This window comes from Streptomyces sp. NPDC051563, from assembly GCF_044454225.1.
In the GTDB taxonomy this organism is placed as follows: Bacteria; Actinomycetota; Actinomycetes; order Streptomycetales; family Streptomycetaceae; genus Streptomyces.
Map to the genome: position 1 here is coordinate 201,964 of NZ_JBITDL010000013.1, position 12,023 is coordinate 213,986.

General features: G+C 75.1%; 8 protein-coding genes. All 8 read right to left on the bottom strand.

Annotation, left to right across the window (positions count from 1 at the left end; all coding sequences use genetic code 11):
* Positions 1-5: 5 nt before the first annotated feature.
* On the bottom strand, positions 6-1,895 hold the full coding sequence (locus ACIA8F_RS17810; RefSeq protein ID WP_399379744.1) for a protein phosphatase 2C domain-containing protein: 1,890 nt from the start codon (positions 1,893-1,895) through the stop codon (positions 6-8).
* 3 nt (positions 1,896-1,898) lie between these two features.
* Positions 1,899-4,625, bottom strand: coding sequence for a tetratricopeptide repeat protein (locus tag ACIA8F_RS17815; protein WP_399379783.1), 2,727 nt, complete (start codon positions 4,623-4,625; stop codon positions 1,899-1,901).
* A gap of 5 nt (positions 4,626-4,630) precedes the next feature.
* A complete protein-coding gene (locus ACIA8F_RS17820; RefSeq protein WP_399379746.1) occupies positions 4,631-5,956 on the bottom strand; it encodes a hypothetical protein in 1,326 nt (441 codons plus the stop codon).
* Between the two features lie 101 nt (positions 5,957-6,057).
* Positions 6,058-6,993 (bottom strand): glutamate ABC transporter substrate-binding protein, encoded by a 936-nt coding sequence (locus tag ACIA8F_RS17825; RefSeq protein ID WP_399379784.1) that lies wholly within the window; start codon positions 6,991-6,993, stop codon positions 6,058-6,060.
* Between the two features lie 224 nt (positions 6,994-7,217).
* Entirely contained in the window at positions 7,218-8,621 is a 1,404-nt protein-coding gene (locus tag ACIA8F_RS17830; protein WP_399379747.1) for a hypothetical protein, read from the bottom strand.
* Positions 8,622-8,817: 196 nt separating this feature from the next.
* Positions 8,818-9,843 carry an N-acetylglucosamine kinase gene (locus ACIA8F_RS17835; RefSeq protein WP_399379749.1) on the bottom strand — a complete coding sequence of 342 codons (1,026 nt, stop codon included), beginning with the start codon at positions 9,841-9,843 and terminating at the stop codon, positions 8,818-8,820.
* A complete protein-coding gene (locus tag ACIA8F_RS17840) occupies positions 9,834-11,099 on the bottom strand; it encodes a 6-phospho-beta-glucosidase (RefSeq protein WP_399379751.1) in 1,266 nt (421 codons plus the stop codon). The genes ACIA8F_RS17835 and ACIA8F_RS17840 overlap by 10 nt, the downstream gene beginning before the upstream one ends.
* A gap of 5 nt (positions 11,100-11,104) precedes the next feature.
* A complete protein-coding gene (locus ACIA8F_RS17845; RefSeq protein ID WP_399379753.1) occupies positions 11,105-12,022 on the bottom strand; it encodes a carbohydrate ABC transporter permease in 918 nt (305 codons plus the stop codon).
* Between the last annotated feature and the right edge of the window lies 1 nt (position 12,023).

Below are 12,023 nucleotides of genomic sequence, written 5' to 3' on the forward strand. Positions count from 1 at the left end.
GGGGATCAGGCCTGGGCCTGCGGGGCCGCGGTGCTCGCGGGCGGGGTCGGTGGGGCCGGCGGGGCCGGCGGGGTCGCCGCGAAGGGGACGACGGCCACGGTGACGTTGTCGTGCCCGCCGCCGTCGAGGGCGTGTCCCACCAGGACCTGCGCACTGTGCAGGGGCCTGACGGCGGCGTCCTGCGGGAGGACCTGGGCCAGGTCGCGCGCGGACTCGGCGTAGTTCCACAGCCCGTCGGTGCAGACCACGACCACACCGTCGTGGTCGGGCTTGAAGGTCGCGGTGTGCGGTTCCAGGTCGTACGCGTCCGCCCCGAGCCAGCCGGTGATGGCGTGCGCGCGGACGTCGGCGTAGGCCTCGGCCTCGCCCATCAGGCCCGCCGCGACCATCTGGGCGGCCCAGGAGTCGTCCTCGGTGAGGCGGCGGGGCAGGGCGGCGCGGTCGTCGGGGACCCAGTACGCACGGCTGTCGCCGACCCAGCCGATGGTCAGCAGTCCGCGGCTGACCACGGCGCCGACCAGGGTGCAGGCGGGGGCGTTCTGGGCGCCGGGCACCTCGGGGGCCAGCGCGTTCACGGCCGCGGCGGCGGCCAGGATCGCCTCGTGCATGGCCTCCTGGGGGTGGGCGCCGCGGGGGAGGGCGTCGAGCAGCGCCTCGTTGGCGGCTCCGGCGGCGGCCGCGGAGGCCTCGTCGGGGCGGCTGGCGGAGGAGACGCCGTCGCAGACGATGGCCACGGTGGCGGCGGAGCCGTCGGGCAGCGCGGTGGCCGCGACGGCGAAGGAGTCCTCGTTGCGGTGGTGGCGCAGCCCGCGGTCGCTGACGGCGGCGACGCTCCCGAGCTCCTCCTCGAGGTGGTCCCGCTCCCGGGGCTGCGCATGGCCGCAGTGCTCGCAGTACCCGTCGGTGTCCACCCGCCCGGCCCGGCAGGCCACGCAGGTCTTCCCCCCGGCCTCGCCCTGCGGGGCCGGCCCGCCGGCGTACGGTTCCTCACCGCCGGCGTGCGGGCCCTGCGGGGCGGGCTCGCCGTAGGGGGCCTCGCCCTCGGGGTGGTGGCCCTGGGGGACGGAGCCGCCGTACGGGGCTTCGCCGCCCGGGGCGTACCCCTGCGAGGGGTCGCCGTACGGGGCTTCGTGCCCCTGGCCGGGTCCCTGGTGGCCGGCGCCGTACGGGTCTTCGCCGCCGGGGTGGTGGCCCTGCGGGGCGGGGCTGCCGTACGGGTCTTCGCCGCCGGGGTGCTGTCCCTGCGGGGCGGGGTGGCCATAGGGGGAGGCGTGCTCGCCCGGGCCCGGGGTGCCGTACGCGCCGCGGCCGTCGTAGCCGTCGTGGCCGCCCTGGGAGGGAGCGGAGTACGGGACCTCGGGGGCCGGGGGCGTGCCGTGCGGGTCGCCGCCCAGGGCCCCGGGGTCGGACCAGCCGGTGGGGCCGGACACCAGCGTGGGGGCGGCGGTGGAGACGCTGCCCCAGCCGGGCGCGGCCTCGCCCGCGTACCCGGAGGCCGCCGGTTCGGGGTGGCCGGCGGAGTTCCGGGGCGCGAAGTCCTCGTCGGAGGCCGGGAGACCTCGCGCGGCCGGGATCCCGGCCGCCGGAGTGGCCGGGCCGGCGGTGCCCGCGTGGGCAGCCGTGGGCGCGACCGGCGCAGCCGGATCCACCCCGGCCGGGGCCGCGTGGGCCGGGCCCGCCGGGAAGCCCGGCGCAGCCGCCGGCGGGGCGGCCGGGGGTGCGGGTGCCGCGCCCGCCGGAGCAAACGGGGGCGCGGGGGGCGCCGGGGAGTGCGGGGGCGGGGGCTCCGTGGGGGACGGGGCCGTGAGGGCGTAGCCGCAGAGGCCGCAGAAACGGTCACCCTCCTCCAGCGGTTCTGCGCAGCTGGGGCAGCCCGACAGCCGATGCATCGACATCAATCACACCCACGTCCGGGGACGGAAACGGTTTGCCCGTTCCACCAGTTCGATCCTCTCCTCGCCCCGCTGCGCCAGCCGTGCCAGCACGCGGAACGAGCGCTCCAGGCCGAAGCGCAGCCCCCGCTCGTCCAGTTGGCAGCCGAGCAGCGAGGTAGGGCCGGGATCGGAACCCCGGCTACCCGACAGTACCCAGTCCAGCGCCGAGCCCAGAACTTCCGCCCTGAGCCGCTCGTGGCGCACGGAGTCCAGACCGAACCGTCCCAGCGCCTCCACCTGCGCCGCGGCCGCCGTCAGGTCGGGCAGCAGGGCCTCCTGGGGAGACCGGTCGCGCAGGCGTGCCCGTACCGCGGCCACCCGGGCGGCGGTGTGGTGGATCGACGCCTCCGGTACGGATTCCAGCGTGCGCACGGCTCCGGCCCGGTCCCCGGTGGCCAGTTGCACCCGGGCCAGCCCGAACGCCGCCCCGACGAAACCCGGATCCGTGGCCCACACCAGCCGGTAGTACTCGGCGGCGTTGTCCAACTGCCCCAGCACCTCCGCGCACAGCCCCAGCGCCAGCTTCGGCGCCGGTTCCCCGGGGAAGGCGTCGTAGACGGCGTCGAAGGACAGGGCCGCCGTCTCGTCCTCCCCGACGGCCAGCGAGGAGATGCCCCGGGCCCACACCACGCGCCAGTCGTCGGCGTGCTGCGCCTCCAGCCGGGCCAGCGCATCGGCCACGAGCGGCGCGTCGGCGCCGCCCAGTTCGAGCCGGGCCCGCAGCTCCCGCAGCCGCAGCTCCGCGGATTCGGCCGGCGCCGAGCCGAGCGCGGCCAGCAGGTCGGCCGGCGCGGAGGCCAGCAGACCCGCCAGGAACCCGGCGTTGGGGTCCCCGGAGTCGACCAGCGGCACGGGCAGCGCCAGCGCGGCCTCGCGGGTGTCCAGCGTGGACAGCTCGGTCCGCCGGGTGGCGGTGATCCCGACGGGCGGCAGCGGCGCGGCCGCCGGCGCGGGGCGCGGGGCCGGCACGCCGGGGCCCGCGGTCCGGTGCGTGGCCGTGGTGACCAGCCCGGTCGTGCCGTACCCGGTGATCGGCGAAGCCGCCGGAGCGGCCGGGGCCCCCACGGGCAGGGCGGCCCCGGGAGGCGGGGCGGGAACCGGCGCCGCCGGCAGGACGGCGGCCGGAGCCGGAGCCCGCCCGGTGCGCCGGCGCTTCACGGTCCGCTCGCCGAGCCGGGACACGTGGCCGCCCGACCTGTCGTCGGTGAACAGCCGGTCGTCCGGCACCCGCAGCTCGGGGCCGAAGAGGGTGGAGACCTGCGGCCGCGGGCGGCCCGTCTGGAGCGCGACGACCTCGCGCAGCACCCCCGTCAGCTGGTCCGCCATCTCCTGCGCGGACGCGAACCGCCGTCCGGGATCGGGGTCGGTGGCCCGTACCAGCAGCCGGTAGAAGGACTCGTACCGCCCGAACACCTCGATGTGCTGGGGGTCCGGCAGGGAGTCCACGAACACGTTCGTGTAGCCCTGGAAGTCGAAGGTCAGCACGGCCAGCGTGCGCGCCACCGTGTACAGGTCGGAGGCGACCGAGGGGCCGACCTCCGCCACTTCCGGCGCCTGGTAGCCGACGGTGCCGTAGATGGCCGACTCCTCGTCGTCCATCCGCCGGACCGCGCCCATGTCGATCAGCTTCAGCTGGTCGGCCTGCTGGATGGCGTTGTCGACCTTGAAGTCGCAGTAGAGGAGGTTCCTGCTGTGCAGGTGGCCGAGCGCCTCCAGCGCCTCGATGCCGTACGCACAGGCCTGCTCCACCGGCAGCGGATCGCGGCGGCCGTCCGGCCGGCGCCGCTCGTTGGCGATCTCCTTGAGCGATTTGCCGCCCACGTACTCCATGACGATGTACCCGTCCAGCGAACCGGTCCGCTGGTCCAGGTGCTCCACGAAGTTGTAGATCCGCACGATGTTGGAGTGCTCGATCTCCGCGAGGAAGCGCCGCTCCGAGATCGCGGCCGCCATCGCGTCCTGGTCCCCGGTGTCCAGCAGGCCCTTGAGCACCACCCACCGGTCCGACACGGCCCGGTCCACCGCGAGGTAGACCCAGCCCAGCCCGCCGTGCGCGAGGCAGCCCGCGACCTCGTACTGGCCGTGGACGAGGTCGCCCCCGCGCAGCTTGGGGACGAAGGAGTACGGGTGCCCGCACTTGGTACAGAAACCTTCCGTCCGTCCCGGCCGCTCACCGCGGGCCCGCCCCACGGGTGCCCCGCAGTCCGAACGCGAGCAGAACCGCTTGCGCTCGGGGACCTCCGGGTTCTCCAGCACCGCCGCCGAAGGATCCGGACGAGGTACCTCCGGTACGTTGACCAGCCCGGCGCCCAGCCGGCTGCGGCCCGACCCCGCGGCCGCCGAACCCGAACTGCGCACCGACACCGACCGGGTGGACGCGGCCCCCGACAGGGCGCGCGAGAGCCGGCCCGACACGGAGCGGCGGGACGAAGAGGAGCGGGAGGAGCGGGAGGACCGCGAGGAGGACGCGGAGGACCGCCCGGACCCGTGCGAGCCCTGGGACCCGTGCGAGCCCTGCGAGTCCCCGTGGCGGGCCGCGCTCGTCATCGCGGTCGGTACCGACACCAGTTCCTCGGCGCCCGCCGCGACCGCGCCGGCCGGCGCCAGCCCGCAGGTGCCGCAGTAGACCTCGCCGCCGCCCATGTCCTCGTACGTCCCCGGGCAGCCGGGGCGCATGCACGCCGTTCCGATCAGACTCACGCGTCCCCCTCCCTCGGCCCCTCGGGCCACTCGCGCACCGGTCGGTGCCCCTGCTGATCCCGCTGGCCCTGCTGGTCCTCTTGGTCCCGCCGGTCCTGCTGCGGCGCCGGCAGCGCCTCGGCCGTCGCCCACTGGTAGCGCAGCACCGCCTGCTCGGCGGCCCGCAGATCGCAGGGAGCGCTCCACAGCATCCGCCGGGCGGTGTCGTACCGCTCCATCAGCAGCGGATCCTCCGCCATGCCGAGCCGGGCCACCTTCGCCCGGTAGGCGTCGAGCCGGCCGCGCAGCTCCGCCCGCACCGCCAGCGGGGCCGTCACCGCGGTCAACGACTCTCGGGCCCGGCGCAGTTCCTCCTCGGCCCGCTCCTCCAGGGACTCCAGCAGCGGCGACAGCCGGTGCCACTGGGCCCGGCGCCGGTACTCGGCCGCTGCCGAAAGCTGCTCCTGCAGGGCCGTCGGCGGGCCGCTCACCGCGGGCACCTCGGACGCCGCGATCTTCGCCAGCACCTCGCCGCGGGCCACCCGGGCCTCCGCCAGGGTCCGGTCGGCCCGCGAGAGCACGTCCCGCAGCCCGATCAGCCGCTGCTCGGCGTCCTGCCGGACGGCCAGCACCGCCTCGACCTCCCGGCGTACGTCCTCCAGCGCGAGCGCGGCCCGGTCGTACCGGCTGGTGTCCGGACGGCCGCCGCCCGGGGCGGAGCTCCCGGCCACCGCGCACCAGAACGCCAGCGGGTCCTCGATCACCCGGGCCCGCAGGTCCGCCAGTTCGGCGGTGATGGCCTCCAGGTCGTCCCCCGAAGGGTGTTCCCCGGGCCGGACCCCCACCGAGTGGGCGAGGGCGCGGGTGCGGTGCAGTTCGGCGGCGAGGAGGTCGATCCGGGCGGGCAGCGCCGACCAGACCGAGTCCGCGGCGACCACCACGTCCAGGGAGCTCGCGTACAGCTCGTTCATGCGGGACACCAGCTCGGCGAGCGAGAACCGCTCCGCGAGCGGAGCCCCCTCGACCGCGGCGCCGGAGATCAGCACCCCGGGCCCGCGCAGCCGGTCCGTCAGCTCGACCAGGTCCTCGCGGTTCGGCCAGCGGCGCCGCTCGCGGATCTCCCGGGCGGCGCCCAGCGCCCCGCTGTAGGCGTCGAAGTACCGCCACAGCCGGGTGATGGCCGCATCGGCCCCGGCCCACCGCTCCTTGGTGACCCCGGTCAGCCCGGCGCCCTCCAGGAGCCGTCGGCCGGAGTGGTCCTGGAGGGCGAGCAGCGAGGTCTCGACGGCCTCGTGCTCCGCGCCCAGCCGGGCCAGCGCCCGGTCCACACCGTCCCGGTCCATCACCGCCGGCTCAGCCCCCAAAGGGTGTCCCCCCAAAGGATGTGCCTCCACCGATCCCGCCTCCGGTCTTGTGACATCGGGCTCAGAATCCGACACCGGCCTCAGTCCCGGTACTTGGGGACGGGCGGGCCGCCCACGCCGGGCAGCACGGGCTCCAGGTGCTCCCTGTAGGCCTTCATCCAGGGGCTCTCGCCACCGCCCGCGCGGTAGTCCTCCAGCACCTTGTTGACCCGGCGCACCAGGTCACCGGCGTCCTTGTTCATGGCCACCCCGTAGAACTCCTTGGTGAACGGGGAGCCGACCAGCCTGACCGACGGGTCCTGGGCGGCCTGGCCGGCGGCTAGGGCGTTGTCGGTGATGATGCCGTCGACCTCGCCCAGCTGCAGCCGGACCAGGCAGTCGAGCTGGTTGGGCACGCTGACCGGGACGGCGCCGTAGGACTGGGCGGCGAGCGCCGCCTCCGCCGTGGAGCCGGCCGCCGTGCAGATGCGGCGGTCCTTCAGCGAGGCGTCGTAGCCGGTGATCGCCGAACCCTTGGGGGCCAGCACCTGCTGCCCGGCCTCGAAGTACGCCGTCGAGAAGGCGACGTCCTCCAGCCGCTTGCAGTTGACGGTCATCGTGCGCACGACGATGTCCACGGTGCCGTCCTTGAGCGCGGGGATGCGCTGACTGGTGGGGATGGCCCGGTAGATGACCTTGCCGTCCTCGCCGAATATGTCCTTCGCTATGGCCTTGACCAGCGCGATGTCGAAGCCGTCGAGCTCCCCGGCCGGATTGCGGTAACCCCATTTGAAGCTGTTCTGGTCCACGCCCGCGACGAGGTGCCCCGCGGCGCGGATCCGCTGGATGGCCGGGCCGTCCAGCCCGTTGGGGCGCAGGCTCGCCTCCGGGTTCTCACAGGTGTCCGCGGGTGCCAGCGGAGCGACGGCCATCCTGGCCGGCTCGCGCACCAGCGAGGAGGCGCCCGGGCCGCCCGGCGCCGCCTGGGCCAGCGGCAGCAGCACGGCCGCCGCCGTCAGCGCGCAGGCCGCGGCCATCGCACCGACCCCGCCCCAGCCGCGCAGCCGGCCCGTCAGCCGCCGCAGGCCCCGTACGTCCTGGACCTCGCCGGCCTGCTCCGGGGTGTCCCCGCAGGCCGCGTGCCCTGCGGGCACCACGTGCCCTGCGGGCACCACGTGCCCTGCGGGCACCACGTGCCCTGCGGGCACCACGTGCTCCCCGGAGCCCTTGCCCGCGCGCTTCAACCGTCCCGGCATCGCTCTCACCTGTACTCCGAAAGCCTGCGCCCGATGCCGAGCAGGGCGCCCACCGCGCCGACGACCGCCAGGGCCGCCGTACCTGTCACCAAACCGTCGAGCGCCCCGAGCCCGTCCCGTGCCGCCCGGGTGAACTCGCGCTGCTCGTGGACCACGGCCTCCTCCAGCGAGGCGTCCACCGTGTCGAAGGCGCCGCCCGTGGGCTTCGGGTGGTCCTTGTCGCCGATGACCTGCCCGACGGCGCCCTGGTAGTCGCCCGTCAGGTCCGTCTGCCGGGCCGCCGCGTGCAGGCCCTTCCACTGCCGCACGCCCTCCGCGGCGCGGGCCACCGGATCCCGGCCGGCCGCGTCGTCGGCCAGCTTCGCCGCCGTCGCCAGGCCCGCGTCCAGGTCCTTCATGTCGTTCGAGTAGTCCACGTCGTACTTGTCGGACTTCTTGTCCTCGGCCAGTACGGCGCCTCGCGACACCAGCGTGAGGTTCTCGTTGGCCCGTGCCTGGAGCGAGGCGATCCGCGCGTCGTTGAGCACCTCGAGGGACTCCTGCCCGTCCGTGCGGGCCTCGCTCAGCCCCGACCGGGCGACCGTGTGCCCCGCGGCCAGCCACAGCAGCAGCACCAGCGAGGCGGCGGTCGCCGCGACGAGCCCGTGGTTGAAGACGCGGTTCGTACGGCGGTAGTTGCGCCGCTGGGCCCAGAGCAGGGCGGCGAGCGCCAGCAGACCGGCCCCGAACGAGGCCAGGGGCAGCGCCCGGGCCTCGTCGTAGTCCGTGTAGAGCCGGCCGGTCTCCGCCTCGTAGAGGCGCTGCGCGGCGGGCAGCAGCTGGGTGCTCATCTGCTCGTTCGCGTACCGGAGATAGGCGCCGCCGAGCGGCAGGCCCTGCTTGTTCGTGGCCCGGGCCTGCTCGATCAGGCCGGTGTAGCGGGGGAGCTGCTCGCTCAGCAGGCTGATCTGCTTGCGGGAGTCCTCGCCGGCCGTGGTGCTGGCGGCCGCGTTCACCAGCAGCCGGGAGGCGTTGGCTATGTCCTTCTCGTACCGGCTGCGGACCTCGCGGGGCTCTTGGCCGCCCGCGAGGAAACCGCTGGAGGAGGCCGTGTCGGCGTCCGCGAGGGACCGGTAGATGCTCGCCGCGTCCGCGCTCAGCGGCTGGCTGCGGCCCACGACGTCGTCGGCCGCGGTGACCCGGCCGGAGATCTCCCAGACCGCCACCGCGCCGAACAGCAGCACCAGTGCGGCCAGGGCCGCCCCGATGATCCGCAGCCGGCCGGGCTCGGTGGTGGCGGCCGCACGCAGCCGCTCCACGCCCTCCGCCCAGGCGGTGCCCCGCCCGGGCAGCGCGTCGGGCGGCGGCGCCGGCGGCCCGGAGGGCGCCTGGACGCCGCCGGGCGCGGGCGCGCGTGATGTGATGGCCACCCTGACCTCCCCCTCGGTCCTTCGTGCTTCGCAGCAGTATGGCCTTAGTGGCGGTCCTCCACAGCACCCGGTCCGGGATCAGGCACGATCCGCCCCGATCCGTCCCCGGTCCTGCCCCGGCCGGTCCCCCCGTCCGCTCCACCCCTTCACCGTCAGTACGCCCCGGAGGCCGCGATGGTTCCGGTGCGGGCGGGGTTCATCCGAAATGGGCACGCAGCTTCTCGTGGGCCCCGGGCCCCGCCCCGAGGGCGTCCAGGCCCAGCAGCCCGGCGCCCAGCACCGGCGGGGCCGTCACCACCGAAACCCGCGCGTACGGGGCCCGTTCGGCCAGCAGGGCCTCCACCCGGCCGTTGAGCTGCGGGTGCCGGGCGGCCAGGACGCTGCCGCCCAGCAGGACGGGCGCCTCCTCGGCCAGCAGTCCGAGCCGCTCCAGCGCCACCGAGGCCAGGGCCACGACCTCCTCGGCCTGCCGCTCGATGAGGGCCGCGGCGACCGGGTCACCGGCCGCGGCCACCGCGAACAGCACCGGCACCAGCTCGTGCATCCGTACCGGCTCGACGAGGCCCAGGTGCAGCGCCTCGATCAGCGCGTACATGGACTCCCGTGCGAAATGCCCCGGCAGGGCCGTCGCGAGCTCGGTCGGACCGCCGCGCCCGTCCTCGGCGCGCGCCGCCCACCACATGGCCTCGGCGGCCAGCCCGCCGCCGCCGCCCCAGTCCCCGGAGATCTGCCCGAGCGCCGGGAACCGGGCGGTGCGGCCGTCGGGCAGCATGCCCACGCAGTTGATGCCCGCCCCGCACACCACCGCGACCCCGCGCGGCCCCCCGGCGTCCTCGCCGAGTCCGGCCCGCAGGATCGCGAAGGTGTCGTTGCGGACCTCGGTGGCCGTGCCCCAGCCCCGCGCGTCGATGGCCTGCGCGAGCAGGGCCTCCTCCACCGGGAGGTCCGCGTTGGCCAGACAGGCCGAAACCCGGACGGCGTACGGGGCTCCGGGTACGGGCGCCGGCAGCCCGGCGGCCGCGGCCGCCTCGGCCACGGCCTGCGCGAGGACGTCCACCGCCGCCTCGACCCCGACGCGCGGGGGCTGGAAGCCGCCCGCGCGTCCGGTGCCGAGGACGCGGCCGTCCGCGCCGATCAGCGCCACGTCCGTCTTGCTGTTGCCGGCGTCGATGGCGAGGACCGCCGCGGCCGCCGGCGGGGGAACGGGCCGGCTCACGCCCATGCCAGGTGCTCCTTGTTGTGCGCGAGGAGCCGGTCCGTCAGCCCCTCGGCGAGGTCGAACTGGCCCACCAGCGGGTGTGCCAGCAGCGCCTTGAAGACCCGCTCGCGGCCGCCCCGCAGCGCGGCGTCCAGCGCGAGGTCCTCGTACGCCGTGACGTGGGAGATCAGCCCCGCGTACAGCGGGTCCAGCCGCGGTACGGCCAGCGGGGACGGCCCGGTGCGGTCCACCCGCGCCTGCACCTCGATGACCGCGTCGTCCGGCAGGAACGGCAGGGTCCCGCCGTTCAGCGTGTTCACCACCTGAACGGCGCTCCCGCCGTCGCCCAGCAGGGCCGCGGCCAGGTCGACCGCCGCCTCCGAGTAGAAGGCGCCGCCCCGCTTGGCGAGCAGTTCCGGCTTCTCGTCGAGCGCGGGATCCCCGTACAGGCCGAGCAGTTCCTTCTCCATCGCGGCGACCTCGGCGGCGCGCGAGGGCTTGGTGCCGAGCTCGCGGACCACCTCGTCGTGCGCGTAGAAGTAGCGCAGGTAGTACGAGGGGACCACGCCGAGCCGGTCCAGCACGGCGCGCGGCAGGTGCAGGTCCGCGGCGATGGCCTCGCCGTGCCGGGCGAGGAGCTGCGGCAGCAGGTTCTCGCCCTCCGGGCCGCCCTTGCGCACCCCCAGCTCCCAGGTGAGGTGGTTGAGGCCCACGTGGTCGAGGTGGATGTCGGCCGGCGTCAGGTCCAGCAGCGCGGCGAACTTGCGCTGGAAGCCGATGGCCACGTTGCACAGCCCGACCGCCTTGTGCCCGGCCTGCAGCAGGGCGCGGGTGACGATCCCGACCGGGTTGGTGAAGTCGATGATCCACGCGTCCGGGTTGGAGCGCCGGACCCGCTCGGCGATGTCGAGGACCACCGGGACCGTGCGCAGCGCCTTGGCGAGCCCGCCGGCGCCGGTGGTCTCCTGGCCCACGCAGCCGCATTCCAGCGGCCAGGTCTCGTCCTGGAGCCGGGCGGCCTGCCCGCCGATGCGCAGCTGGAGCAGGACGGCGTCCGCGTCCGCGACCCCCGCGTCGAGGTCGGAGGTGGTGGTGATCAGCCCCGGGTGCCCCTGCTTGGCGAAGATCCGCCGGGCCAGCCCGCCGATCAGCTCCAGCCGCTCGGCGGCCGGATCGATCAGCACCAGCTCGCTGATGGGCAAGGTGTCGCGCAGCCGGGCGAACCCGTCGATCAGCTCGGGGGTATAGGTGGAACCGCCGCCCACCACTGCGAGTTTCATGGTCACTAGCCTTTCACTCCGGTCAGGGTGACGCCCTCGACGAACGCCTTCTGGGCGAAGAAGAAGAGGACGATCACCGGGGCCATGACCAGCACGGTTGCCGCCATGGTCAGGTTCCAGTTGGTGTGGTGCGCGCCCTTGAAGGACTCCAGTCCGTAACTGAGGGTCCAGGCGGCCGGGTTGTCGGAGGCGTAGATCTGCGGGCCGAAGTAGTCGTTCCAGGCGGCGAAGAACTGGAACAGCGCGACCGCCGCGATGCCGGGCTTCGCCATCGGCAGGACCACCCGCAGCAGGGTGCGCAGTTCGCCGCAGCCGTCGACCTTCGCCGCGTCCAGGTACTCGTCGGGGATGGTCAGCAGGAACTGGCGCAGCAGGAAGATGGAGAAGGCGTCGCCGAAGGCCATCGGGATGATCAGCGGCCACAGGGTGCCGGAGAGGTCCAGCTGCTTGGCCCAGAAGAGGTACATCGGGATGACGACCACCTGGGGCGGCAGCATCATCATGGCGATCACGAGCAGCAGCGACAGCCGCCGGCCGCGGAAGCGGAACTTGGCGAGCGCGTAGGCGACGGGCACCGAGGAGACCACGGTCAGCAGGGTGCCGACGCCCGCGTACAGCAGGGTGTTGCGCCACCAGGTCAGGAAGCCCGGGGTGTCCCACACCTTCGCGTAGTTGCCCCACTCCCAGCTGTGCGGCCACAGGTCGCGGGTCAGCGCCTGCTGGTCGCTCATCAGCGAGGTCAGGAAGAGGAACACGAAGGGCAGGACGAAGAACAGCGCCGCCGCGACGCCGAGGGAGTGCACGGCCACCCAGTGCAGGGCGGCCCGGCGTCGTGCGGTGCGTACGGCCCGCGCCGAGTCCGGCGTACCGGGGGCGGCGGGACGCGGGGTCCGCGGCGCGCCGCGGGTGAGGGTCTGGCTCATT